The sequence below is a fragment of the Nocardia sp. NPDC057663 genome (assembly GCF_042799895.1).
GTDB lineage: Bacteria > Actinomycetota > Actinomycetes > Mycobacteriales > Mycobacteriaceae > Nocardia.
This window is the reverse complement of record NZ_JBHVHX010000006.1, coordinates 272,433-298,099: the sequence shown is the minus strand read 5'-3', so window position 1 is coordinate 298,099 and position 25,667 is coordinate 272,433. Positions and strand designations below refer to the sequence as shown.

Below are 25,667 nucleotides of genomic sequence, written 5' to 3'. Positions count from 1 at the left end.
TCACTTCTTGGTTCCGTTCGTTGTGATGCCGAAGGTCTTCTCCCACGCGGCCGTGCTGGTCAGCTCGGCGTGCGCGGCCCGGTAGCGCTGCTGCATCTCCGGGAAGCGCGTGGTGAGCTCCTTGCGCAGGCGCATCGCCTCCTTGAGGAGTTCGGCGGCCTTGCGCGGGTCGCGCTTGCGGTAGACGACGCCGCGGCCGTCGGCGGTCGTCACCGTGACGCCGTCGACCTGGGACAGCAGGAACCAGCGCGCGTCCAGCGTCGGCACGTTCAGCTGCGGTGTCTCGTGCGCGGCCGGGTCGGCCTTGCGGAAGTTGTGCACGACGCCCTTGGCCAGGCGCGCGACCTTCGCGATCGGGTTGCCCGGCTCGCCGGTCGCGCCGACGCCGTGCCGGTTGGCCAGCGGCAGCTCGGTCGAGGACGGCAGCACGACCGCGTCCGGGTATTCCTTGCGCATCGCGTGGATCTTGCCCAGCGCGCTCGGCAGCAGATCGAACAGGCCCTCCGGGCCCGCCAGGAAGTCGCGGATCGCCTCGTTCTGGATGGCGACCGTCGAGTACTCCAGACACAGCAGGTGCTTGAGGGTGGCCTTGACCGTGTTCACGATCATCGGCTTGCCGTCGCCGGGCAGGTGCAGCGAGGCCACGACCAGGCGGTTGCGCAGGTGGAAGTAGGCCTGCCAGTCGATGGCGTCGTCCTTGTCGGACCAGGCCATGTGCCACACGGCCGCACCCGGCAGGGTGATGGTCGGGTAGCCGGCCTCGCGGGCGCGCAGGCCGTATTCGACGTCGTCCCACTTGAGGAACAGCGGCAGCGGCTGACCGATCTGCTCGGCCACCTGGCGCGGGATCACGCAGGTCCACCAGCCGTTGAAGTCGACGTCGATGCGCCGGTGCAGCAGCTTGGAGTTGTCGCGGTCCTTGAGCGGGTACTTCGAGAAGTCGTGGTCGTACTCGACGTTCGGCGCCGAGGACCACATGAAGACCCCGCGGTCGACGACCTCGCCCATGCTGTGCAGGTGCGAGCGCTCCTGCAGGTTCAGCATCTGCCCGCCGACCAGCAGCGGCGACTTGGCGAACCGGGAGAACGCGAGGGCGCGCAGGATCGAGTCGGGCTCGATCTCGATGTCGTCGTCCATGTAGACGATGAACTCGGCGTCGGTCTTGAGCGCCTCGTACATGACGCGGCTGTAGCCGCCGGAACCGCCGAGGTTGGGCTGGTCGCAGATGCTGAGCCGGTCGCCGAGCGTCGCGGCGGCCTCGTCGAAGCCGGGCTCGTCGACGACCTTGCGGTTGCCCTGATCGGCCACGATCACCGCGGCGACATTGCCGAGCACCAGCGGGTCCGAGCCCAGCGCGGCCAGCGTCTTGACCAGGTCGGTGGGCCGGTTGAAGGTGGGCATGCCGACCGCGATGGTGCCGGTGCCCGGCGCCTCCTGCGGCGCGTACCAGCCACCGGCCAGCAGCGTCACCGCCGTGTCGGTGGTGATGTCGAACCAGATCCAGCCGCCGTCCTCGAACGGGCCGAGGTCGGTCTCGAACTCCACGGTCACCGAGTCCGCACCTTGGGCGACGGCGAATTCCTTGCCCTGCACATGGATTCGCGAACCGTCGGCCTTGGAACGGTAGACGTCGACGCGGCCGTGCCCGGCCAGTTCCAGGCGAAGCACCACCGAGTTCAGCACGCTCCAGCGTCGCCAGTAGCTGGCGGGCAGCGCGTTGAAGTAGGTGCAGAACGACACCTCGGACTCGGCGCCGATCGAGAGCGCGGTCCGGCTGGTGGCGTGCGCGCGGCGCGCGTTGGTGGTGGATTCCTCCAGGTAGAGGGTCCGCACGTCGAGCGGCTCACCCGGACGCGGCAGGATGATCCGCTGCAGCAGCGCCTTGGCGCGCGTCTCGGTGGTCACGTCGTCCAGCACCGGCTGCGCGCTCACGCCTCGTCCACCAGTGCCGCGCCGGACTCCAGGTGCGGACGCAGCACGTTCTCGAACATGCTCAGCGCCGAACCGATCGCCATGTGCATGTCCAGGTACTGGTAGGTGCCGAGGCGGCCGCCGAAGAGGACCTTCTTCGCGGCGGTCTCCTTCTTGGCGAGCTCGCGGTAGGCCAGCAGCTTGGCGCGGTCCTCGGGGGTGTTGATCGGGTAGTACGGCTCGTCGCCGGTCTGCGCGAAGCGGGAGAACTCGCGCATGATGACCGTCTTGTCGGCCGGGTAGTCGCGCTCGGGGTGGAAGTGGCGCGGCTCGATGATGCGGGTGTACGGCGCGTCGGCATCGTTGTAGTTCATCACCGAGGTGCCCTGGAAGTCGCCGATCTCGAGGACTTCGGTCTCGAAGTCGATCGTGCGCCAGCCCAGCTCGCCCTCGGCGTAGTCGAAGTAGTGGTCGAGCGGGCCGGTGTAGACGACCGGCGCGTCCGGGCTGGCCGCGACGATCTCGTCACGCACGTCGAACCAGTCGGTGTTCAGGCGCACCTCGATGAGCTCGGAGGCGGCCATGTTCTCCAGCCACTTCGTGTACCCCTCCTTGGGCAGGCCCTCGTAGGTGTCGTTGAAGTAGCGGTTGTCGAAGGTGTAGCGCACCGGCAGGCGGGTGATGTTGCCCGCGGGCAGTTCCTTCGGGTCGGTCTGCCACTGCTTGGCGGTGTAGTCGCGCACGAACGCCTCGTAGAGCGGGCGGCCGATCAGCGAGATCGCCTTCTCCTCGAGGTTCTGCGCGTCGGCGGTCTCCACCTCGGCGGCCTGCTCGGCGATCAGCGCCTTGGCCTCTTCAGGGGTGAAGTAGCGGCCGAAGAACTGCGAGATCAGGCCGAGCCCCATCGGGAACTGGTAGGCCTGGCCCTTGTGCAGCGCGAACACGCGGTGCTGGTACCCGGTGAACTCGGTGAACTGGGTGACGTAGTCCCACACCTTCTTGTTCGAGGTGTGGAACAGATGCGCGCCGTACTTGTGGATCTCGATACCGGTTTCCGGCTCCGGCTCCGAGTAGGCGTTGCCACCGAGGTGGTAGCGGCGGTCGATCACCAGCACCCGCTTGCCGAGCAGGTTCGCGGCACGCTCGGCGACGGTCAGGCCGAAGAAGCCGGAGCCGACCACGATCAGGTCGTACTGGTTTGCCGAAGTGGCGGAATCTGCGTTGACGGAGTTACCCGGGGACGATGCGACGGTCACGGGTGCCCAGCGTATCGGAAGACGGCAGATTGTCCCGGCGGAGTCACCGACCTGGCCCTGAGCTGGGCGGAGCCGGGCACCCGGACAACGATGGGACCGACGGGCGCAGTCAGTACCCGTAGGGCTGGGACCTGCGCCTGCCTTCGCGGATCCAGCGACCGGTCGACGGGGCGGCGACCAAGCCGAGGATCAGCAGGGCGGGGCCACCGGACAGCGCGACATTGAGGCGAATAGCGGCTACCAGATCGGCGTCCCACCTGATTCCGAGCACCATCACGAGGGTGATCCCGAGCTGAATCAGCGCGAGCGAAGCCGCGACGATGAGCATCGACCGGCCTGCGGCCCTACGCCTGAACAGCAGGATCGAGCCGAGCATGTAGAGCACGGTGATCACGCCGCGGACGATCACCAGCACGGGAGCCGTCAAGAACGGGCCGTTGATGGTGAGGCCCAGATGGCCGGCCGCCATCGCGATGACGCCGTCAACGAGCAGCAAGGCGAAGCACAGCGACATCAGTACTGCGATCACCCCGGCGGTGATCGCAGTACCGCCACTCGGCCGCGGCTGCCCATCGCCCGGCATCGGGTGCGGTGTCATCCCGTAAGCGGGCGCGGCACCGTAGCCCTGGGCGGACACTGGCACCGGGCCTGGCGACTGCCACCATTCCCCCGACGGCTGCGCCTGCCCACGTTGGGCAGCGCCGTAAGCAGGCGGCGGGTTTCCGTCGAGATGACCGGGAAGGCCCGCCGGTGCGGCGTTGTGGTCGGGGCCGTACCAGACGGTCGCCGGAGCGGGCGAAACCGGCTGGGCGGCACCCTCGTTCGGAGCGTGGCCGGATGGATAGCTCATGCGTGATCCCCCCCTGTGCGCTGTCAGTGGTACGGGTACGGAGGGTACGCGGGCTGGCGGCCGGCGCGGATCCAGCGGCCGGTGGACGGGGCTGCGGCGAGGACCAGGATCAGGAGTGGCGGCGCAGTGGTGATGGCTCCGCCGACCAGCGTGATCGCCGGCTCCTCAGCACCGCCCGCGATCGCCGCCGCGATCGAGATCGCGCTCATGACCACGGCGATCAAGGACAAGATGATGAGGATCACCCGGCCCGCGGTCTTGCGCCGGAACAGCAGGATCGAGCCGAGCAGCAACAGCAGGCCGGGCACTACACCGATCGCCAGGCCTATGCTCACCGCGGAGCGCGCATCGTCTTCGGCAGCACTCACCGCATCCGAGCCGAACAGGACGGCAGCGGCGATACCCATGCCTCCCAGGGCGACCAGTGACAGCAGCAGGGAGAGCAAGGCCGCGGTGATCGCGGTGCCACCGCCGGCACGCGGCTGCGAGTATCCGGGCACCGGGTAACCCGGTGCACCGTAAGCCGGTGCGGCGTAACCGTATTCAGGCCCCGGCACACCATAGGGCTGCGGCACGTATCCCTGTTGACCGTACGGGTCGCCGCCGTAAGCGGGTTGCACGTAGCCCTGGCCCGCGTACGGGTCGTAGCCCTGTTGCGGGCCATGCGGATACCCCATCGTGTCCCCCTCCTTCGCAGCACCACGGCGGTGATGCTGACCTGCTGAAACTATACGTTCGGTCCGACAACCGTTTCCGGGCGAGCGAGCGTGTACGCCGCCGTCCACGGCAGTGCCGCGGGCAGCAGCACCAGCGCGCCGAGGACGACAGCGGCCAGCGCGGCCGCCCAGCTGTGGTTCACGATCGCCGTCACGGCACCGGGTACCCCGCCGAAGCCGATCAGAATCGAACGGATCACCGGCTCCTCGGCGAACCAGTGGATTCCGTACTCGGAGTCGTAGTTCACGAGCGTCGCCAGCAGGCCGAGCACACCGAGGCCGACCTGCGCGCCGGCCGCCACGATGAGCACCCACCGGCCGGTCTGGTCGCGCCGCGCCAGCAGCAGCCCGCCGTAGCCGAACGCGAACGCCGACACCAGCGCGCCGAGCGTGGTGAACAGGGTCAGCGAGTCGTCGAGCCGGTCGGGATGGGCGAGGAAGGAACGCACGAGAATCAGTGCGCCGAGCAGATTCGCCGCGGCGGCCAGGGCGGCGCAGCACACGGCGGTCATCGCCGTCACCTCACCGATTGTCGACTTCGTTTCCTGCACGACCATCCTCAAAACTTATCCCGTGCCGTGCTGCCGCGTGGTGGCCCAGCGCCGCGTCGGCTCACTCAGGCTGAGCGCGAGGATCACCACATTGAGCGCGAGCCAGAAATCCAGCGGCCCCAACCGCCACCCGTGACTCGACCCGTTGAGCACGACGACCAGCAACGTCGCCCCGGCCATCACCGCGGACATGGTGACCAGCATCCGCCTGCCCAGCATCCGCCGCCGCAACAGCAGCACCGCCCCGACCAGATAGACCAGCCCGAGCCCGCCGACGATCCCCGCCCCCGCGTAATCGAGCTCGATATCCCGCCCGAACACCCGCACCACCGCCGTCGCCGTGCCGACGATGATCCCCGCACCCCCGACCAACACCCCGAGCCATCCCGCGACCAGCGCGGTCACCGCGCGAGAAGGCCGCTCCGGCCGCACCTGATCCACCACTGTCCCCGCTACTTGTCGACGTCGCCGTCAGTTATACGGCGGAACAGCCGATCGCGGGGTGTTCGCGGGCGCGGACGGACCGCTCGGCCGAGACTCGACCCAGCGGTGGGTCGCCGGAAGCAGCGCCATGACCAGCACCACCGCGCAAGCGAGCGCGAGCCCGACATACATGACCTGCGTCTGGACGTGCGTCGCCGTCGCGAGCGGGACGAGGCAGCCGAAGATCCCGAGACCGCCGCCGATGATCACCATCGTCAGCCCGGCGGCGCGCCGCGCGAGCAACAGCGCTCCACCCAGGCCGAGCAGCACGAGGAAAACCGCGCCGGTTGCGAGCTCGAGCCGGTTCTCCAACTCCATCCCATTCCAGTCGACTTCGACCGTGGGATCCCGCATTTCCGCCACCACTCGGAGCCCGGCGTACCCCATCTGTGCCCGGACCAGTCCGACCAGCCCACCGACGATTGCACCGATTCCCGCGATCATTGCCGAGGGGGGAAGCGCATGGTCCGCACGACGCTGCGAGGGCGGAAATCCCTGCGGTCCTGGCTGATGGTTCATAACTCCCCCGAGATACCGAAATAGTGTCCAACGCCCAGCATCCGGGCGCGGGGGAAGCCTACCGTTGTCTCGCACCTCGGCATGAGCGCGCGCAGCAGGCCGACAGCCGCGCCCGGACGGCTATCGTCCGAGCGCGGCTGTCTTCTTTGCATTCCGGCCACATGACCGTGATCTGTCAGGCGGACTTCCCCGCGACGTACGCGCGGAACGCGTCGAGGATGTACTCGGCCGTTCCGTCGCCGTGGATGTCGTAGTTCTTCCGGAAGCGCGGGTCGGCGACGTACATTTCGCCGAGTCCGAGCAGGTGTTCGTCCGTCACGGGCTTGCCCTGCGAGCCACCGCTGATCCAGTCGCGGTGCCGGACGACGATCGCCTGAACGACCTCACTGTCGACGGGAAGCCCTGCGGCGTGCGCCTTTCCGTAGTCAGCGGCGATGTCCAGGTGCTGCTGCAGGAACGCCTGCTTGTCAGCCTCGGTCAGCGAGCGCCAGAAACGGTCGCCGCTTTCGTAGGCGTCCTTGCCCCAGCGTTCGGTGACCTCGTCCTTGTACTGGGTGTGGTCGAAGCCGTCGAAAACCTCTGCGGCCATGAGTGGTTCACCTCTTTCGGTCTTGTGCAACGTGGTGGACACCGACTCGATCTGGCGTGCGATCCGATCCTGTTGCTGCCGAAGCAGTTCCAGGTGGGTACGCAGGGCGCCCGCGGTGTCCTGTTCACCGGCGAGGACCTCGGCGATCACCGGTAGGCCGAGGCCGAGTTCGCGCAGCAGCAGGATGCGCTGCAGGCGGATCAGGGAGTTCTGGTCGTAGTAGCGGTAGCCGTTGGCGCCGGTCCGGCTCGGCTCCAGCAGCCCGAGCTGCCCGTAGTGGCGCAGCGTCCGGCTGGTGGTGCCCGCGGCTTTCGCGAGGTCCTGGATGGACCATTCACCCGCCATGACCACTCCTTTTCTCGTCGGTGTCTCCAGTCTGCAAGTTGACGCTACGTCAATGTCAACACCGAAAGTCAGAACCCGATCTCGACCTCGACGGTGTCGCGTTCGGTGTACATCCGCCAGTACCGCGCCGAGTTCGTCGTTGCCGATCCGCGGCAGTTCCAGCCCGGCGGGAATCAGCTCGGGATGCGCGTCGACCTGCTGTTGGACAGCACTGTTCTCGATGAGCGCGCCGATCGCGAGCAGCCCGACGTAGACCCCGAGCTATGGCGCAGCAACCTCGCCCTGATCCTCGACGGCCTGCGCGCGAAAGCCGCGCACCCCCTGCCGGTTCCGGCCCTCACCGAGGACCAGTTGATGCAGGCGATGCGCGGCTGAGCGGTCTACTTGCTCAGCGGAGTGGCGGCTCCGTCCACCGAAACCACTTCCGGCGCAGTCAGAACCGCGACCTTGGTGATTGCACCAGTCCCGGCGAGGCCGCCGTCCTCAATCTCGTTGGGCGAAACCGGTTCAGCCACCGCCGGTGCGGGCTTCGGCGGAATCTGGCCGAGCACCGTGCCGGCGAGGGCGATGCCGAGGCCGAGGATCTGTAGCGGAGTGAGCGCCTGGCCGAGTGCGATCCAGCCGATCACCGCGGCCGACATCGGGCTCAGCAGGCCGAGGAATGCCACCGAAGTCGCGGGCACCCGCGAGATTCCGCGGAACCACAGCCAGTACGCGAGCGCGGTGCCGATGATGCCGAGGTACAGGTAGCCGCCGACGGCGGCACCGTCGAGTGCGGGCGGAGCGCCTTCGACGAGCAGTGCGAGCGGCAGGATGAACAGTCCGCCGGCGGTGAGCTGCCAGCCGGTCATGGCCAGCGGACCGACGCCGTCGGGGCGTCCCCACTTCTTGGTCAGCACGGTGCCCGCCGACATCGACGCCGCGCCTGCCAGTCCGGCGACGACACCGATCGTGTCCAGCTCGGCATTACCGCGGAGCACGACCAGCGCGACACCGAAGACGCCGATCACCCCGGCGATCACCTTGCGCCGGGTCGGCGCCTCGGCGAGCAGCACGGCCGCGAAGCCGAGCGCGATCATCGGCGCCACCGCGCCGAGCACCCCGGCCACGCCGCCGGGCAGCCGGTACGCGGCCAGGAACAGCAGCGGGAAGAACGCGCCGATATTGAGCACGCCGAGGACAGCGGCGCGACCGAGCCAGATGCCGCGCGGCAGCACCCTGGTCAGCGCCAGCAGCACCAGGCCCGCGGGCAGGGCGCGCAGCAGGGCGGTGAACAGCGGCCGGTCCGGTGGCAGGAATTCGGTGGTGACGGCGTAGGTGGAGCCCCACACGATCGGAGTGAGGGCGGTGAGTGCGAGGGTGCCCGCGTAGCCGGTCGGGCGGGTTGCAGTCGTCATGTTCACTCCTGATTGATAATCTCAACGTTGAAATATCTACCCGGCGAGATGCCTCATCGTCAAGTAGATGAACGTTGAGATTTTCAATCGAGAGGAAACTCATGCGCGACGCCGTCGACCTGATCACGGAGCACTGGCGGGCCGAACGACCTGATGTCGACGTGTCACCGATGGCGATCGTCGGCCGGATCACCCGGCTCTCGCGCGTCCTCGAACAGGACCTCAAGCGCTTCTTCGCAGGTCACGGCCTGGAATTCTGGGAGTTCGACGTGCTTGCCACACTGCGCCGCTCCGGCGGCGACACCGGCCTGACCGCGGGCTCGCTCAACCGGGCCGCCATGGTCACCTCCGGCGCGATCACCAATCGGATCGACCGGCTGGCCGCGAAGAACCTGGTCCGGCGCGTCCCCTCCGCCGACGACCGCCGCTCGGTCTTCGTCCAGCTCACCGACGAGGGCCGGGAACTGGTCGACCGGCTCCTGCCACTGCACATGGCGAACGAGCAGCGGCTGCTCGCGTCACTCGGCGCCGGGGATCGCGAACAACTCGCCGGCCTCCTGCGCACCCTGGCCGTCGGCCTGGACGACACCACCCTGGACTGACCGCACTCCGAGCCGCACGACTACGCCGGACTACTCACCGTCGTGAATCCCCGGCGCGGCAGCGGGATTCGCCGGACCGTACACCGGTTCGCCCAGCGGCACACCGGCCACCGGCGCACCGCCCGCGGCCTGCGTCGGTCCGCCGGGATGCGACGGTACGGCGGCCTGTGCCGGTCCGCCGGGATGCGCCGGGACCTGCGCGCCGTCGCCCGGCGTGATACCCGTGGGCGCCTGGCCTTCCGGCGTCGTCACCTTCGGCTCCGCCGACCCCGACGGCGACAGCTGATCACCCGCGCCGGGAACGAGCTGGAGCAACGTCGAGAAGTCGACCACCTGCGCGCCGAGCGTCTTCGTCGCCACGATGACACCGTTCGTATACAGCCGATAGGTGCCCGCGTGTTGCGGCAGCTGCATTTCCGGCCCGATCGGCGCCCCGATCGCACTCTCCGCACCGCCGATCCGGCGGTACTCGGTATCGATGACGCTCTCGCCCGCCAGTGCCTCGATGGTCGGATCGGGAACGGTCGGCTCGAGGGGAATCGGTGGCGCGGGGGCGGTTTCGATGATCTCGTCCGGCGCGGGGCCGACCGCGAAGGTCTCGATATCGGCGGGCCTGCCGCCGTCGGGGGCGGCGGAGTACTCCGAGCGCAGGATCAGCCCGTCGCGCAACAGCACCGTGCCCGTGGTCGCCGCGACGGCTTCGGTGGTGCGCGAATCCTCTTTCACCGTACCGGGATACACCTGGCAATCGGTGGTGTCGCAGGTCTGCGCGTAGCTGTAGCGGTCCTCCGCGAGGGCGTAGGAACGGGCCGCGATCGCTTGCGCGCGCAGCGCCTCGAACGCGCCCTGGTCGGCCCAGTTCGCCTGCATCTCGGCGGGCAGCAGCCCGGCGAGGTAGTCGTCGAGGTCCACCTGGTTGACGGTCCGGTACGCACCGCCCTCCAGCGCGACGCCGAGCGCGCCGCGGTAGGCGGTGCCGCCGCATAATGTGAGGTGCTCGTCGGGGGGCCTGCCCGGCCCGGCATCGACGGGGTAGACGTACGGATCGTCGGTCGCGGCCTGCCACAGCACTTCGCCGTCGCAGCCCGTCGTCACCACGATGCTCGCGCCGCCGTCCGGTAGCGGAGTGAGGTGCGCGGCCTCGCCCGGTCCGATCATCCGGCCCGCGACCTGCGCGCCCGCGGCGGCGTAGGTGTCGAGGGTGGCGTCGTCCTGGGCCTGCAGCCTGACCCCGATGGTGGTCGGCCCGACCTGACCGAGTTCGGCGCCGGGGTAGTAGTGCCCGAGGATCTCCTCCGCGGTCCAGCCTTCCCTGGCGCTGTCGAACGCGCCGACCTGGCTCATCCCACGCCCGTGGCCGGCGCCGACGGTCGGCGCGATGTGGCCCGGCAGGATCTGCCACAGCCCGATCGCGCCGGTCAGCGCCAGTGCGGTGCCGCCGACCAAGGCCGGCAGCGGCGGGGTCCGCAGCATCGGCACGGTGCGGCGCCTGGTGCCTCGGCGGGTACTGCGGTTGATCTTGGTGTCGGCTCTCATCCTGCGCTCCCACGGTTTCGGGGTTCGACCGGCGGAGCTCGCGTCGGCATGTCGTCACCGCCGAGCGGGTTCCGAAGGCTACATTCGAGCAATCACATAATCCTCAAGTTGAGGTTTAGATATGTGACGTATGTTAACTAGTGTGGTGTGTGAGGCAAGAGGAAGCAAGCATCACTTGCCGGTGATGGCCCTGATACCACCAAGGTCTACGAGCTCGACCCTGATTGGAGAAGGCACGTGCGATATCCCAAGCCGAAACGTTCCTACGTGCTCCCGGTGGTCACCACGCTCGCCGTCGCCGCTCCTGTCGGCGCGTTCGCGCTGAGCGACTCGACCGATTACCGCAGCACCAACGACTCCCAGCTCGCGGCGGTGCCGGCGCAGCTGGCCGAGGTCCCACTGACCTCGGTCCCCGACATCACGGTCCCGCTACGCCAGCTGACCGGTCTCGACCTACCCGATCTGCACCTGTCGGATCTGCAGATGCTGCCGCTGCCGACCTCGATTCCGGTGCCGCCGGGATTGCCCGTTCCGCCGGGCGTGGCGCTGCCGACCGAGATCGTGCTGCCGCCGCTACCGACGAAGGCGCAGCCGACCACGACGACCGCCGCGCCCGCACCCGCCCAGCAGGGTGACGCGCCCGCGCGGCCACCGGCGCCGAGCACCTCGGTCCCGACCGCACCGCCGGCACAGCCGCCCGCCGCCGCACCGGCCGCACCCGCGGCACCAGCACCGGCGGCACCAGCAGCTCCGGCTCCCGCAGCGCCGCTAGCGCCGACGTCCGCCGCCCCGGCACCGACAACCTCCGCACCGGCCCCGGCCGCACCAGCGACCACTCCCTCCGCGGGCGCTCCGGCTTCCCCGAACCGTCCGACCGGCATCAAGTTCATCGCCGACCCGGCCAACCTGGAACCCGGCACCACTCCCGACACCCCCGCGCTCTCCCCCGGCGCGATCGCCCCCGACCTGGTCGACCAGGTCGGCGCGCAGGTCAAGGAGCTCACCCAGGACACCCCGTTCAGCATGGTCGCCGTCACCGCGCGGGACCTGGTGAACACCACGACCAAGCTGCGCGCCCGCCAGCAGGACGGCAACTGGGGCCCCTGGTACGACGCCGATCCGCTCGACACCAGGGCCACCGATCACACCCCCGCCGACGCCCCGACCGGCACCGAGCCGATCTACGTCGGCGAGACCACCGCCGTCCAGATGCTGGTGACCCGCAAGCCGACAGCGGGCCGCGACCACGACCCGGCCCACCTCACCGAGGCCGCGCTCAAGGCCATCCTGATCAATCCCGGCCGCGCCGCCATCGACGCCGGACTCACCGACGTCGCGGCCGCGCTGCCCGGCGGTGGGCCGAAGGTCATCACCCGCGCGCAGTGGGGCGCCGACGAGTCGATCCGCTGCGAGGAACCCACCTACGACGACGGCGTCGGCGGCATCACCGTGCACCACACGGCCGGCCGCAACGAATACAGCCGCGCGGAGTCGGCGGGCATCGTCCGGGCGATCTACGCCTACCACGCCGAAACCCTCGGCTGGTGCGACATCGGCTACAACGCCCTGGTCGACAAGTACGGCCAGATCTTCGAGGGTCGCTACGGCGGCCTGGACCGGGCGGTGCAGGGCGCGCACGCGGGCGGCTTCAACGAGAACACCGCGGGTGTGGCGCTGATGGGCAACTACGAGTCCGAGGAGCCGAGCGAGGCGTCGCTCAACGCGATCGGCAAGTTCGTCGGCTGGCGGACCAAGCTCGCCGGGCTGAACCCCAAGGGCTTCACCACGATGTATTCCGAGGGCACCGAATTCACCCCGTACGCCCTGGACGAAGCGGTCGACCTGCCGGTGGTGTTCGCCCACCGCGACGTCGGCAACACCGACTGCCCCGGTGACGCCGCCTACGCGCTGATGGACCGGATCCGCAATATCGCCGCGGGCAACGCGGGCACCTACTCCTCACCCGCGACGCCGTCCCGTCCGCCGAGCAGGCAGGCCCGCGCACCGCAGGGCAACATGGCCGAGCTGGGCGCGCTGGTCGACAAGCTGCTCGGCCTGTCCGGCGAGAACGAGATCGCCAGGCACTGGGTGAGCCGCGGCGGTGTCGACGGTCCGCTCGGCGCGCCGCAGTCGGACCTGCTGTCGGGCTCACAGGGTCGTCAGTACGCGAAGTTCGCCAACGGCTACATCTTCTCCGGCGAGAACGGCCAGGTCTTCGAAGTGGTCGGCGCGATCCTGGATCGCTATCTGAGCCTGGGTGGCGACGCGGGCGTGCTCGGCCTGCCGACCGGCAGCGCGTACCTGGTGCCGGACGGTCTGCGCACCGATTTCCAGAACGGTGCGCTGGTGCTCAACGAGCTCACGGGCATCGTCACCACGTTCTGGAAGACCTACAACGAGACCTACCAGGAAGAGATGGAAGGGATGGACGGCACCAAGCCCGAACAGACGCCCGCCACCACGGCGCCCACGTCGACGGTGCCCGTCACCCCGGCCGCACCGGCATCGACCGAACCGGCCGCCCCCGCGACCCCGCCGGTCCCCGCTGACCCGCAGGCCGCCGCACCCGCACCAGCCGCACCCGCACCAGCGGCACCCGCGCCCGCCGCACCCGCACCGGCTGCACCCGCACCGGTCGATCCGGCACCGGCCCAGCCCCCGGTCGCCCCGGAGCCCGCCCCGGCCGGCTAACCCCCGGTCATGGCGAAGAACGGCCGGTGCCCCTCCGAGCGAGGGCACCGGCCGTTTTCGCGTTCGTCTATCTCCACCAGCGTTCGAGCACCATGGCGACGCCGTTGTCGATGTTGCTGCCAGTGACCTCGTCCGCGGCGGCCCGCGCCTCCGGGTGCGCGTTGCCCATGGCGACACCGTGCCCGGCCATCGTCAGCATCGGCACGTCGTTGGGCATATCGCCGAACGCGACGATCGACGCGTCGTCCACGCCGACCCGCCGCGCCACCTCGGCCAGCCCGGACGCCTTGGTCACCCGCGGCACCGCCAGCTCGATCAGCCCGTTCTCGGTGGAGTAGGTGATCTCGGCGCGGTCCCCGATCAGCGGCGCGAGCGCGGCGCGCATCTCGGAACTGCGGGCCGAGCTGAGCCGGATCAGCATCTTGATCGCGGGCGATTCGATGACCTCGGCGTGCGAGACGACGGTGTCGTCGGGGTTGAGCCAGGCGTGCTCGTAGTTCGGCGAGCTGACGAACTGCGGGGTAGCGGCGTCGTGCGCGCTCGCGCCGACGCGCTCGGTGGCCAGCCCGCAGCCGGGTAGCGCGTGTTCGGCGAGTTCGGCCAGCCAGCCCAGGGTCTCGACGTCGAGGGTGTGGCTGGACAGGACGCGATCGCTGGCGCTGTCGTAGATGACCGCGCCGTTCCCGCACACCGCGAGCGGGGCGTAACCGAGTTCGCTGACGACCGGATCGATCCAGCGCGGCGGCCTGCCGGTGGCGAGCACGAAGATGGCACCGTCGGCGACGAGCGCGTTGACCACGGACTTGGTGCGGGCCGATACCTTGTCCGCGTCGTCGATCAGCGTGCCATCGACATCGGTGGCCACCAACTTCGGTTTCGGGTGCAGGGGCGTCATCCGTTCCATCCTGCCGCACGTCGCCACGCGGGGACGGCGGACTGTCCTTATGATCAGGGCCTGAATACCCGATCCAGAGGGGACTGATGACCGGCTTCTTGTTGCGGCGCGCGCTCAACTACGTCGTGCTATTGCTGCTGGCCTCGTTCCTGACCTTCAGCCTGGCCTCGCTCACCTTCAGCCCGCTGGACAGTCTCGAGCAGCGCAATCCGCGTCCGCCGCAGTCGGTCATCGACGCCAAGGCCGAGCAGTTGCACCTCGACGAGCCGATCCCCCAGCGCTATCTCACCTGGCTCGGCGGCGTCGTGCAAGGGGATTTCGGGACGACGCTGGCGGGCCAGCCGGTGAGCGAGGAACTGGGCAGGCGGGTGGCGGTGAGCCTGCGGCTACTGATCCTCGGCTCGGTCATCGGCACCGTGCTCGGCGTGCTGATCGGCGCGGCGGGCGCGATCCGGCAGTACAAGTTCAGTGACTATTTCACGACCGTGGTGTCACTGCTGATCATCTCCACGCCCGTGTTCTTGCTGGCGACATTGCTGAAATACGGTGCGCTCCAGATCAACACGGCCACCGGCACGCAGATCTTCCTCTATACCGGCGAGACCTCGGCCACCCAGATCGTCGGCTGGTGGAACCAGTTCGTCGACCGCGCGCAGCATCTCGTCCTGCCGACGCTGGTGCTGGTACTCAGCGCCGCGGCCGGATACAGCCGCTACCAGCGCAACGCGATGCTCGACGTGCTGCAGAGCGATTTCATCCGCACCGCCAGGTCGAAGGGCCTCAGTCACCAGCGCGCGCTGTACAAACACGGCCTGCGCACCGCCCTGATCCCGATGGCGACCATGTTCGCCTACAGCCTCGGCGGCCTGATCACCGGCGCGACCTTCGTCGAGAAGATCTTCGGCTGGCACGGCGTCGGCGAATGGTTCATCGACGGGGTGAACTCCCAGGACCTCTACGTCGTCGTCACGGTGGCCACTTTCGCCGGGCTGGTGGTGCTGGTGTCGGGTCTGCTCTCCGATGTCGTGCTGGCCCTTCTCGACCCGAGGGTGCGTATCTCATGACCGAAACCGAACTCATCGTCGTCGGCGCCCCCGAGGCGGTCGCGGCCGGGCGCAGCAAGCTCGTCTGGCGGCGCTTCCTGCGCAACAAGCCCGCCGTGGTCGGCGCGGTGATCCTGCTCCTGCTGGTGATCGTCAGTTTCACGCTGCCGCCGCTGCTGGCGTGGGACTACCAGCAGATGGACTACACGGCGCTGCTGAAGCCGCCGAGCCTCGAGCATCCGTTCGGCACCACCCAGATCGGCCAGGACGTGCTCGCCCAGACCATGCGCGGGTTGCAGAAGTCGCTGATCATCGGCTTCTGTGTGGCGCTGTTCTCCAGCGTCATCGCCTCCACCGCGGGCGCCCTGGCCGGGCTGCTCGGTGGCTGGACCGACCGGGCCATCATGTGGCTGGTCGACCTGCTGCTGGTCGTCCCCGCCTTCATCATCATCGCGCTGTTCGCGCCGCGCACCAAGGGTTCCGGTTCGATCGCGATCCTGATCGTGCTGCTCAGCGTGTTCGGCTGGATGATTTCCGCGCGCATCATCCGTGGTCTCACCCTGAGCCTGCGTGAACGCGAATTCATCCGCGCCGCACGGTATATGGGCGCGCCGACGCACAAGATCATCCTCAGCCACATCATCCCGAACATCGCCTCGATCCTGATCATCGACACCACGCTGGCCGTCGGCGCCGCGATCAGCGCCGAAACGGGTTTGAGCTTCCTCGGTTTCGGTGTCCAGCCGCCCGATGTGTCGCTGGGTTCGCTGATCGCCGCGGGCACCAAGTCCGCGCTGACCTACCCGTGGCTGTTCCTGTTCGCCGGTGGCCTGCTGATCACGATCGTGTTGTGCGCCAACCTCGTCGGCGACGGCCTGCGTGACGCCTTCGACCCGGGCGCCCGCGGTGCCCGCAAGGCGCGCAAGGAGGTCGCCGAGAAGAAGGACGAGGCGCAGGTGGAGTTGAAGAAAGCCGAGAAGCGATGACCACGTCCACTGCGCCCCTGCTCGAGGTGACCGACCTGCGGGTCTCCTTCCCCGGCGAGGAAGGCCGCGTCGACGCGGTGCGCGGGGTGAACTACACCGTCGCCGACGGCGAGGTGCTCGCGATCGTCGGCGAGTCCGGTTCCGGCAAGTCGGTGTCCTCGCTCGCGGTGATCGGCCTGCTGCCCGAACAGGCGCGGGTGCAGGGTTCGATCCGCCTGCGCGGGCGCGAGCTGCTCGGCCTGGGCGACAAGCAGATGTCGAAGCTGCGCGGCTCCTCGATCAGCATGGTCTTCCAGGACCCGCTCTCGGCGCTGACCCCGGTGTACCGGGTGGGCGATCAGGTAGCCGAGGCGCTGCTCGCGCACGGCTCGATGAGCCGCAAGGAAGCGGGCGAACGCGCGATCGAGCTGCTCGAACTCGTCGGGATCCCCGACGCGCGGGTGCGCTCGCGAGCGTTCCCGCACGAGTTCTCCGGCGGTATGCGCCAGCGCGTGGTGATCGCCATGGCCATCGCCAACGATCCGGCGCTGATCATCTGTGACGAGCCGACCACCGCACTCGACGTGACGGTGCAACGCCAGATCCTGGACCTGCTGCGCAAGGCCCGCGACATCACCGGCGCCGGCGTCATCATGATCACCCACGACATGGGCATCGCGGCCACGATCGCCGACCGGGTCGCGGTCATGTACGCGGGCAAGGTCGTCGAAACCGCACCGGTCGCCGAGCTTTTCACCGCGCCACGGATGCCGTACACGGTGGGTCTGCTCGGTTCGATCCCGCGCATGGACGGCCCGCCACGCATGCCGCTGATCCCGATCGTCGGCGCGCCGCCCGCCATGCACGATCTGCCGCGTGGCTGCTCGTTCGCGCCGCGCTGCCCGATCGCGATCGACGACTGCACCGCCGCCGAACCGCCGCTGGAGAAGGTCGCGCCCCGGCACTCGGCGGCCTGCATCCGCACCGCCGAGATCGGCACGGCCCAGCTGTTCGAGGCCTACCGCAAGGAGATCGCCGAACCGGCGCAGCCCGACGCCACCGATACCGATGTCGTCCTGCGGGTCACCGACCTGGTGAAGACCTTCACGCTCACCTCCGGCGTGCTGCTGCGCCGCAAGACCGGCGAGGTCCGTGCCGTCGACGGCATCAGCTTCGCCGTGCGCTCCGGCCGCACCCTGGCCCTGGTCGGCGAATCGGGTTCGGGCAAGTCGACGACCCTGTCCCAGATCATGGACCTGGTCCGCCCGCAGTCGGGCAGCATCGAGGTGCTCGGCAACGACGTCGCGAGCCTCACCAGGGACCGCACCCGCGAGATCCGCCGCAAGATGCAGATCGTCTTCCAGGACCCCAGTTCCTCCCTCGACCCCCGCCTGCCGATTTTCGACGCGCTCGCCGAACCGCTGCGCATCGACGGCCGCTCCCGCGAGGAGGTCAACCGCCGGGTACCGGAGCTGCTGCGGCAGGTCGGCTTGCGCCCCGAGCACGCCGAGCGCTACCCCGCGGACTTCTCCGGCGGCCAGAAACAGCGCATCAGCATCGCCCGCGCCCTCGCCCTCGACCCCGAGCTGCTCGTCCTCGACGAACCCGTCTCCTCCCTGGACGTGTCGATCCAGGCCGGCGTGCTGAATCTGCTGCGTGACCTGCAGGCCGAACGCGGACTGTCCTACCTGTTCGTCTCGCACGACCTGTCCGTCGTCCGCAATCTCGCCCACGACATCGCCGTCATGTTGCGCGGCAAGATCGTCGAATCCGGCCCGGCCGAGCAGATCTTCGCGAATCCTCAGCACGAGTACACCCGCGCGCTGATCGCGGCAGTCCCGGAACCCGTCGTCAGCGGCTGAACACCTGGAGGCACGCCATGAGATCCCGAGGAATGCAGTCCCGTCGCCGCACCAGGCTGCGCTGCGCCGCGGTGGTGGTGGCGGCCGGGATGATCGTGGCGGGGTGTGGGGCGGGTGAGGAGTCGGCGACCGGTCTCAGCGATGCGCTCGGGACGACCAGCGATATCAATCCGCAGGGGTTGGATGCGCTGCGTGAGGGTGGGAATCTGCGGCTGGCCACCACCTCGTATCCGGCGAACTGGAACACGCTGTCCAACGACGGCAACGAGGGCGAGATCGCCGACATCCTGCGGCCGATGATGCCCCGCTCGTTCGAGATCGACGCGGCCGGACAGCTCAGCGTCAACACCGACTATTTCACCGATATAGCGCTGACCGGCACCGACCCGATGCGGGTCACCTATTCGATCAACCCGAAAGCGGTGTGGTCGGATGGTTCGCCGATCACCTGGGAGGACATCGCCGCGCAGGCGAACGCGCTCAGCGGCCGCGACAAGCGCTACCTGATCGCGATCACCAGCGGTTTCGAGTTCGTCGAGAAGGTGGAGCGCGGCGTCGACGACCGCCAGGCGATCCTCACCTTCCACACCCCGTTCGCCGACTGGCGTGGCCAGTTCGCAGGCAACAGCTCCCTGTACCCGAAGTCGGTGACCAGCACGCCCGAGGCGTTCAATACCAGCCTGGTCGACGCGATCAGCCTCACCTCAGGCCCCTTCGTCATCACCGCCACCGACCGTGCTCAGGGCCGGATCACTCTGGGCCGCAACCCGAAATGGTGGGGCGACAAGCCGGTCCTCGACACCATCACCTACAGCGTGCTCGACCGATCGTCGTGGGTACAGGCCCTGCAGAACAACGAGCTCGATCTCGCGCTGCTCACCACCATCGACGACGTGAAGACGGTCCGCGGCACCGAAGGACTCGTCGTCCGCCGTGCCCCCGGTAATCGCTGGCGGCACATCACCTTCAACGGCGCACCCGGCTCGATCCTCGCCGACCCCGCTGTGCGCGTGGCGATCTCGAAGGCGATCGACCGCCAGGGCATCGTCTCCGCGATCCAGAACGGCCTCGTCGAGAACCCGAAACCGCTGAACAACCACGTCTTCCTGCAGGGCCAGAAGGGCTACCAGGACAACAGTCTCGGCTTCGATCCATCCGCCGCCGCCCAGGAACTCGACGCGCTGGGCTGGAAGCTCAATGGTGACATCCGCGAGAAGGACGGCCGCAAACTCGTCATCCGCGACGTCATGTACAACGACCCGACCTGGGTGCAGATCGCCCAGATCATCCAGCAGAACCTGGCCGCGATCGGCGTCGGACTGACCATCGACACCAAGCCCGCCGCGGGCCTTTTCACCGACGTCATCCAGCCCGGCGATTTCGACGCCGCCCAATTCACCTTCCTGGGCGACCCGTTCCCCCTCGCCAGCATCCGCCAGATCTACTACTACGACCCCAACGACCTGCAGGGCAATTACGGCCGCATCGGCTCCCCCGAACTCAACGCCCTCATCGAACGCACCCTCACCGAACTCGACCCCCAGAAGTCCATCGACCTGGCCAACCAGGTGGACCGCATGGTCTTCGAGGAAGGCCACTCCCTGCCGCTCATGCAGTCCGACGGCAGTTATGGCGCCCGCACCACCCTCGCCAATATCGGCTCGCCGGGATTGGCATCGTACGACTACACGAAGATCGGATTCACGAAATGACCACTGCTACTTACGCATCCCGGCTGCGTCGCGCCGGTTTCCGCGTCGCGGCGCCTGTTGTCGCGTTGACCTTGGTACTTGGTGGCTGTGGGTCCGATACCGGTTCGCAGATCGGCGCCATCGAGATCGGCGCCACCAACGACATCAACCCGAAGGACGCGAGCGAAGTCCGTGACGGCGGCAACCTGCGTCTAGCGCTGACCGCGTTCCCGGAAACCTTCAATTCCGACCATGTCGATGCCAGCGCGGATGTCTCCGATGTCGTCGGCTGGACGCTGCCGGGCACGATCACGTCGAACGCCGCGGGCGAACTGTCCGTCGACCACGACTACTTCACCGATATCCAGCTCACCGGCACCGACCCCCAGCAGGTGACCTACACGATCAACCCCAAGGCGGTTTGGTCCGACGGCACGCCCATCACCTGGGAAGACATGCGGTCCCAAGCCCAGTCGCTGACCGGGAAGAACGTCGCCTACCAGGTGCGCGGCACCGACGGCTTCGACCGGGTGGAGAAGGTCGAGCGCGGCGTCGACGACCGGCAGGCCGTGGTCACCTTCGCCAAGCATTACGCCGAGTGGAAGGGCATGTTCAACCCGCTCTACCCGAAGGCCTCCACGCAGTCGCCCGAAGCGTTCGAGAATTGGGCGCGCAACGAGCTGCCGGTGTCGGCGGGTCCGTTCATCATCACCTCGATCGACCGGGGACAGCAGCGAATCACCCTGAACCGCAATCCGAAGTGGTGGGGTAACACGCCCAAGCTGGATACGGTCACCTTCGCTGTGCTCTCCTACGAGGCCCGCATGGCGGCCCTGCAGAACAACGAGCTCGACGCGGCGTCGGTCTCAGGCGTCGAGGAGATCACGACCGCGGCCAATTCGCCGGGTCTGATCGTTCGCCGCACGCCGTCGCAGCGGTTCTCGCACTTCACCTTCAACGGTGCGCCCGGTGCGCTGCTCGAGGATCCGAAACTGCGCATCGCGATTTCGAAGGGCATCGACCGCCAGGCCATCGCCACCACCACCCAGCACGGCGTCGTCGAGAAGCCGGAGCCGCTGAACAACCACATCTTCATGAAGGGTCAGAAGGGCTACCAGGACAATGCCCAGGCCGTCGGCTACGACCCCGCCGAAGCGGCGCGCATGCTGGACGAGCTGGGCTGGAAGCTCAACGGCGACGTCCGCGAGAAGAACGGCCGGAAGCTGGAACTGCGCGATGTGATGTACCAGCAGGACGCGTGGGTCCAGATCGCGCAGGTCGCCCAGCAGAACCTGGCCGCCATCGGCGTGAAGCTGACCATCCAGACCGTTCCCGGCAACGGCCTGTTCAAGGACGTGATCGACCCGGGCAACTTCGACATCTGCCAGTTCACCTGGTCCGGCGGCATCCTGCCGCTCGGCGCGCTGCCGCAGATCTACGCCTACAACCCCGAGAACCGGCTGAGCAACAAGGGCCGCATCGGCAGCCCCGAGCTCAACGCCCTCATCGAGGAGACCATCTCCGAGCTCGATCCGGAGAAGGCGATCGAACTCGCCAACAAGGCCGACCGGATGATCTTCGAGGAAGGTTTCTCGCTGCCCATCGTGCAGTCTCCCGGCGCCGTGGCCGTTCGCTCTACGCTGGCCAATTACGGAGCCTTCGGTCTCGCCTCCAGCGACCTGACCAAGGTCGGCTTCGTCAAGTAGCTACCACCGTGCCGCACTCGTGCAGCGAACCAAGGGGAAAGGGAGCGGACCATGCGAATTCGTTCGATGACCACCCGCCTGGCGATACCACTGGTCGTCGTCAGCCTGATCGCTGCCGGGTGCGGCTCGGGTAAGGACAGCTCGCCCACCGGCGAGGCAGCGCTCGGCACCACCAATGACATCAATCCGAAGGATGTCAGTGAATTGCGCGACGGCGGCAATCTGCGCCTGTCGCTCAGCGCGCTGCCGCAGAACTGGAACGCACTGCACACCGACGGTAACGACGCGCAGATCGCCGGAGTGTTGCGGCCGACGATGCCGCGGGCGTTCGCCACGAACGCCAGTGCGGAGCTGTCGGTCAATACCGACTACTTCACCGATGTCTCGTTGAGTTCCACCGACCCGCAGCAGGTCACGTACACGATCAACCCGAAGGCGGTCTGGTCGGATGGTTCACCGATCACCTGGGAGGACATCAGCTCGCAGGCGAACGCGCTCAGCGGGAAGGACAAGTCCTATCTGATCGCTATCGCCAACGGTTTCGACCGGGTCGAAAAGGTCGAACGCGGCGTCGACGACCGGCAAGCGATCATCACCTTCGATCAGCACTATGCCGATTGGCGCGGACAGTTCGCCGGGAACTCGTTCCTCTATCCCAAGTCGGTGACGAGCAGCGCGGAGGCCTTCAACAAGAGTGTCGTAGACGGTCCCGGTCTCTCGGCCGGTCCGTTCAAGGTCCAGTCCATCGACCGGGGTCAGGGGCGGATAGTCCTCGAACGAAATCCCCTGTGGTGGGGCAACACCCCCAAACTCGACACCATCACCTTCAGCGTGCTCGACAGCGCGGCGACCCTGCCCGCGCTCCAGAACAACGAGATCGATGCTGTCGGACTGGGCGACATCAACGACGTGCAGACCGCGCGGAGCACGCCCGGCATCGTCATCCGCCGCGCTCCCGGCAACCAGTGGTCGCACCTGACATTCAACGGCGCACCGGGTTCGATCCTGGCCGAGCAGGGTGTGCGCGTCGCGATTTCCAAGGCCATCGACCGTCAGGGAATCGCCAACGCGATCCAGAACGGCCTGGTTCAGGACCCGAAACCGCTCAACAATCACGTCTACCTCGTCGGCCAGCAGGGCTACCAGGACAACAGCCTCGGCTTCGATCCCACCGCGGCCGCCAGCGAACTCGACGCCCTCGGTTGGAAGCTCAACGGCGATGTGCGCGAAAAGGACGGGCGCAAGCTCGAGATCCGCGACGTGATGTACAACGATGACACCTGGGTGAGTATCGCCCAGATCATTCAGCAGAATCTCGCGCAGATCGGCGTCAAGCTGAACATCGAGACGAAGCGAGGAGCGGGCTTCTTCGCCGACAACATCCATCCGGGCAATTTCGATGTCGCCCAATGGAGCTGGGTCGGCGACCCGTTCCCGCTGGGCAGCCTCAACCAGATCTACGGGCTCTACCCGGACGACGTCCAGGGCAACTACGGGCGGATCGGCTCGCCCGAGCTCAACGCTCTCATCGAGCAGACCGTGTCCGAACTCGACCCGGCCAAGGCGATCGAACTGGCGAACCAGGTCGACCGGAAGGTCTTCGAGGAAGGCCATTCCCTTCCGCTGATGCAGTCGCCCGGCAATGTCGCGGTGCGCGACACGCTCGCCAACTACGGTGCGGCAGGCCTGGCGTCGCTCGACTACACCAAGATCGGCTTCGTCAAGTAGCCGTGACCAGTTCAGGCCCGGCGCGCGCCCTCACCTACCCACTGCTGGTCACGTCCGGCACCCTCGCGGTCATCGCCGCGTGGGTGCCGTTCGCCGATCTCGATCAGGTGAGCGCGCTCGCCGTGGTCGCCCTGGCGATCCTCGCTGTCACCGCCTATCAGCTCGGACTCGCCTTCGGTGTCATCCCGACCGGTCTCGTGGCGACGGGCACGGTGGGCGGAAAGCGGGTCCGGCAGCAGCATCGGCTGGTGAGCCGGTCGTGGCTGGAGATCACCAGTGGTGATCGGATGGTGTGGCAGCCGGTCTTCTACGAACCGAGCCTGTCCACGCTGACGCCCACGGACCTGGAATTGACCGGCCGCACGATCCGGTCGGGCGATACCCGCTTCTACCCCTCCGGCCGGGTCCGCACCACCGAGCCCGCGGGCAAACTGATCGACAACCCGACCCGCCCCACCGAGGTACCGGCGTTCAGCATCGCCCGCCGCCTGATCCTCGACATCCAGCCCGCCGTCGGCTCCCCCATCGCCGGCCTGCTGTGGGTCTACGTCATGAACGGCGGCACCGGCGCCTTCGCCGCCGCCACCACGGTCGCCGCCGCCACCTTCACCTGGCTCTCCGCCATCCGCGGCTCCGACCCGAGCTGACGCCCATCTGGACGTTCGATCACCAGGCTTTGATGGATTTTCGCTCTCGGGCGATGTCGACGCGAAAGCCTGGTGATCAATTGACCAGCTTCATGCACTGGTCTGACCACTTGACCTCTTGACCTGTTGGGCGCATTATCAGTGGCATGGCATGGACTCCCGTGGTGAAGCGCTCGGTTTCCGGTGATGTGTTCGAGCAGATCGCCGCCGAGGTGCTGGGCGGGGAGTTGGTGGCGGGGAGTACGTTGCCGAGTGAGCGGCAGTTGGCCGAGGCGCTGGGGGTTTCGCGGCCTGCTGTGCGGGAGGCGTTGCAGCGGCTGGCCGCGGCGGGGCTGGTGTCGGTGCGGCAGGGTGAGGCCACCACGGTGCTCGACTATCGGCGGAGTGCGGGGCTGGAAGTGCTGCCTCGGCTGCTGCTGCGGGGTGACACCATCGACCCGGGGGTGGCGCGCAGCATTCTCGAGGCGCGGCTGCACAACGGTCCGAAGATCGCCGAGCTCGCGGCCGCGCGGGTGCGCGGCGGCGCCGAGTCGCAGGTCGACGGCGAGTTGACGCTGCTGCACGAATCGGTGGATTCCCTTGTCGCCGAATCGGACCCGCTCACCCAGCAGCGGATCGCCCTCGAATTCTGGGATCACGTTCTCGATCTCGCCGATTCGATCGCGTTCCGGCTGATGTATTCCATGCTGCGCGCCGCCTATGAACCCGCGCTCGCAGCGCTCGCGCCGATCATGTCGGCCGAGGTGGGCAATGGTGGCGCGTATCGAGACCTGGCCGCCGCGATTGCCGCGGGCGAGCCGGAAAAGGCCGCCGATTTCGCCCGGGCACTGCTCGGGCCGGCGACCACCGCTCTCATTCACGCCCTCGACGGGGCGTGATCCACCCAAGGAATCGCCATGAAGAATGACCGTCCGACAACGACGTCGCACGAGACCGCCCCGGCAGGGGACACCCCGATCGATACCGGGCAACGCCGCACGACCGGCGCGATCCGCCGCGGCGCGACGCTGCGCGAGATGGCGCGCGAGTTCGTCCGGCACCCGTCACCCTGGATGATCGCCGCGGTTTTCGTCGTCGCGCTGGTGGCCCGCGTCGCCGTCGGCGACTGGGAGCTCACCGACGCCCTCGTTCCCCTGATCGTCGTCGCCACCTTCCCGGTGACCGAGTGGATCATCCACGTGACGGTGCTGCACTGGCGCCCGCGCCACCTCGGCCCGATCACCATCGACAGCGAGCTCGCGCGCAAACACCGTGAGCACCACACTGATCCGCGCGACACCCCCTTGGTGTTCATCCCGCCCAAATCCCTGCTGCTCACCATCGTCACGCTGGTCGCCATCGCCCTGCTGGCATTCCCCCGCCTCGGCCTCGGCCTGACCTTCCTGCTGACGATCACCACACTCGGCCTGCTCTACGAGTGGACCCACTACCTCATCCACACCGACTACAAGCCCAAGCACGCTCTCTACCGGGCGATCTGGCGCAACCACCGCCACCACCACTACAAGAACGAGCACTACTGGTTCACCGTGACCACCTCCGGCACGGCCGACCGGCTGCTCGGCACCGCCCCCGACCCAGCGACCGTGCCCACCTCACCGACCGCCCGTCACCTGCACGCGCAGTAAGCCCCACAGCCCCGCCGCCGACCGCGCCGTACGCCTGCACTGCGCATCCGGGTGAC

At 68.1% G+C, this 25,667-nt stretch carries 23 protein-coding genes; 12 read left to right on the top strand and 11 right to left on the bottom strand.

From position 1 onward, the window contains the following. The 8 genes from ACFVAV_RS16950 to ACFVAV_RS16915 all read right to left on the bottom strand — a co-directional run bounded on the left by ACFVAV_RS16950 (position 1) and on the right by ACFVAV_RS16915 (position 7,220). On the bottom strand, positions 1–1,932 hold the full coding sequence (locus ACFVAV_RS16950; RefSeq protein ID WP_379035827.1) for a glycosyltransferase: 1,932 nt from the start codon (positions 1,930–1,932) through the stop codon (positions 1–3). Then, complete coding sequence (gene glf / locus ACFVAV_RS16945; RefSeq protein ID WP_379035826.1) at positions 1,929–3,167, bottom strand: UDP-galactopyranose mutase; 1,239 nt, start codon at positions 3,165–3,167, stop codon at positions 1,929–1,931. The genes ACFVAV_RS16950 and glf overlap by 4 nt, the downstream gene beginning before the upstream one ends. A gap of 109 nt (positions 3,168–3,276) precedes the next feature. After that, positions 3,277–4,017 (bottom strand): hypothetical protein, encoded by a 741-nt coding sequence (locus ACFVAV_RS16940; protein WP_379035825.1) that lies wholly within the window; start codon positions 4,015–4,017, stop codon positions 3,277–3,279. Between the two features lie 23 nt (positions 4,018–4,040). Then, the gene (locus tag ACFVAV_RS16935; RefSeq protein ID WP_379035824.1) at positions 4,041–4,694 is read right to left on the bottom strand and encodes a hypothetical protein; all 654 of its coding nucleotides are present in this window, start codon (positions 4,692–4,694) and stop codon (positions 4,041–4,043) included. Positions 4,695–4,744: 50 nt separating this feature from the next. Next, entirely contained in the window at positions 4,745–5,290 is a 546-nt protein-coding gene (locus tag ACFVAV_RS16930) for a hypothetical protein (RefSeq protein WP_379035823.1), read from the bottom strand. Positions 5,291–5,299: 9 nt separating this feature from the next. After that, a complete protein-coding gene (locus ACFVAV_RS16925) occupies positions 5,300–5,725 on the bottom strand; it encodes a hypothetical protein (protein ID WP_379035822.1) in 426 nt (141 codons plus the stop codon). Between the two features lie 30 nt (positions 5,726–5,755). Further along, positions 5,756–6,211 carry a hypothetical protein gene (locus ACFVAV_RS16920; RefSeq protein WP_379035821.1) on the bottom strand — a complete coding sequence of 152 codons (456 nt, stop codon included), beginning with the start codon at positions 6,209–6,211 and terminating at the stop codon, positions 5,756–5,758. 250 nt (positions 6,212–6,461) lie between these two features. Further along, entirely contained in the window at positions 6,462–7,220 is a 759-nt protein-coding gene (locus tag ACFVAV_RS16915) for a TipAS antibiotic-recognition domain-containing protein (RefSeq protein ID WP_379035820.1), read from the bottom strand. A 93-nt stretch (positions 7,221–7,313) separates the two neighbouring features. Between ACFVAV_RS16915 and ACFVAV_RS16910 the strand changes: the two genes are divergently transcribed. Continuing rightward, positions 7,314–7,595, top strand: a complete 282-nt coding sequence (locus tag ACFVAV_RS16910; RefSeq protein WP_379035819.1) for a hypothetical protein — start codon at positions 7,314–7,316, stop codon at positions 7,593–7,595. Between the two features lie 5 nt (positions 7,596–7,600). Here the strand turns inward: ACFVAV_RS16910 and ACFVAV_RS16905 are convergent, their stop codons facing one another. Further along, positions 7,601–8,617, bottom strand: a complete 1,017-nt coding sequence (locus tag ACFVAV_RS16905) for an EamA family transporter (RefSeq protein ID WP_379035818.1) — start codon at positions 8,615–8,617, stop codon at positions 7,601–7,603. A 101-nt stretch (positions 8,618–8,718) separates the two neighbouring features. On the opposite strand from ACFVAV_RS16905, the gene ACFVAV_RS16900 reads away from it, so the two are divergent. Next, on the top strand, positions 8,719–9,219 hold the full coding sequence (locus ACFVAV_RS16900) for a MarR family winged helix-turn-helix transcriptional regulator (RefSeq protein ID WP_379035817.1): 501 nt from the start codon (positions 8,719–8,721) through the stop codon (positions 9,217–9,219). Positions 9,220–9,249: 30 nt separating this feature from the next. Here ACFVAV_RS16900 and ACFVAV_RS16895 read toward each other — a convergent pair whose 3' ends face one another. Continuing rightward, a complete protein-coding gene (locus ACFVAV_RS16895) occupies positions 9,250–10,755 on the bottom strand; it encodes a SpoIID/LytB domain-containing protein (protein ID WP_379035816.1) in 1,506 nt (501 codons plus the stop codon). A 237-nt stretch (positions 10,756–10,992) separates the two neighbouring features. Here ACFVAV_RS16895 and ACFVAV_RS16890 point away from each other — a divergent pair, with 237 nt between their 5' ends. Next, positions 10,993–13,446, top strand: a complete 2,454-nt coding sequence (locus ACFVAV_RS16890) for an N-acetylmuramoyl-L-alanine amidase (protein ID WP_379035815.1) — start codon at positions 10,993–10,995, stop codon at positions 13,444–13,446. Between the two features lie 67 nt (positions 13,447–13,513). Here ACFVAV_RS16890 and ACFVAV_RS16885 read toward each other — a convergent pair whose 3' ends face one another. Continuing rightward, on the bottom strand, positions 13,514–14,350 hold the full coding sequence (locus ACFVAV_RS16885) for an HAD family hydrolase (protein WP_379035814.1): 837 nt from the start codon (positions 14,348–14,350) through the stop codon (positions 13,514–13,516). 77 nt (positions 14,351–14,427) lie between these two features. Between ACFVAV_RS16885 and ACFVAV_RS16880 the strand changes: the two genes are divergently transcribed. The 9 genes from ACFVAV_RS16880 to ACFVAV_RS16840 all read left to right on the top strand — a co-directional run bounded on the left by ACFVAV_RS16880 (position 14,428) and on the right by ACFVAV_RS16840 (position 25,611). Then, positions 14,428–15,405 carry an ABC transporter permease gene (locus tag ACFVAV_RS16880; protein ID WP_379035812.1) on the top strand — a complete coding sequence of 326 codons (978 nt, stop codon included), beginning with the start codon at positions 14,428–14,430 and terminating at the stop codon, positions 15,403–15,405. After that, positions 15,402–16,370, top strand: a complete 969-nt coding sequence (locus tag ACFVAV_RS16875) for an ABC transporter permease subunit (RefSeq protein WP_379035811.1) — start codon at positions 15,402–15,404, stop codon at positions 16,368–16,370. The genes ACFVAV_RS16880 and ACFVAV_RS16875 overlap by 4 nt, the downstream gene beginning before the upstream one ends. Then, positions 16,367–18,211 carry a dipeptide ABC transporter ATP-binding protein gene (locus ACFVAV_RS16870; protein ID WP_379035810.1) on the top strand — a complete coding sequence of 615 codons (1,845 nt, stop codon included), beginning with the start codon at positions 16,367–16,369 and terminating at the stop codon, positions 18,209–18,211. The genes ACFVAV_RS16875 and ACFVAV_RS16870 overlap by 4 nt, the downstream gene beginning before the upstream one ends. 17 nt (positions 18,212–18,228) lie before the next feature. Then, positions 18,229–19,923, top strand: a complete 1,695-nt coding sequence (locus ACFVAV_RS16865; protein ID WP_379035809.1) for an ABC transporter family substrate-binding protein — start codon at positions 18,229–18,231, stop codon at positions 19,921–19,923. Next, positions 19,920–21,608, top strand: a complete 1,689-nt coding sequence (locus ACFVAV_RS16860; protein WP_379035808.1) for an ABC transporter family substrate-binding protein — start codon at positions 19,920–19,922, stop codon at positions 21,606–21,608. The genes ACFVAV_RS16865 and ACFVAV_RS16860 overlap by 4 nt, the downstream gene beginning before the upstream one ends. A gap of 51 nt (positions 21,609–21,659) precedes the next feature. Beyond that, complete coding sequence (locus ACFVAV_RS16855; RefSeq protein ID WP_379035807.1) at positions 21,660–23,336, top strand: ABC transporter family substrate-binding protein; 1,677 nt, start codon at positions 21,660–21,662, stop codon at positions 23,334–23,336. 2 nt (positions 23,337–23,338) lie between these two features. Beyond that, positions 23,339–23,983 (top strand): hypothetical protein, encoded by a 645-nt coding sequence (locus tag ACFVAV_RS16850; RefSeq protein ID WP_379035806.1) that lies wholly within the window; start codon positions 23,339–23,341, stop codon positions 23,981–23,983. A gap of 146 nt (positions 23,984–24,129) precedes the next feature. Next, positions 24,130–24,861 (top strand): FadR/GntR family transcriptional regulator, encoded by a 732-nt coding sequence (locus ACFVAV_RS16845; RefSeq protein ID WP_379035805.1) that lies wholly within the window; start codon positions 24,130–24,132, stop codon positions 24,859–24,861. Positions 24,862–24,999: 138 nt separating this feature from the next. Further along, positions 25,000–25,611: a sterol desaturase family protein gene (locus ACFVAV_RS16840; RefSeq protein WP_379035946.1), complete on the top strand. Its 612-nt coding sequence runs from the start codon at positions 25,000–25,002 to the stop codon at positions 25,609–25,611. Positions 25,612–25,667: the final 56 nt, after the last annotated feature.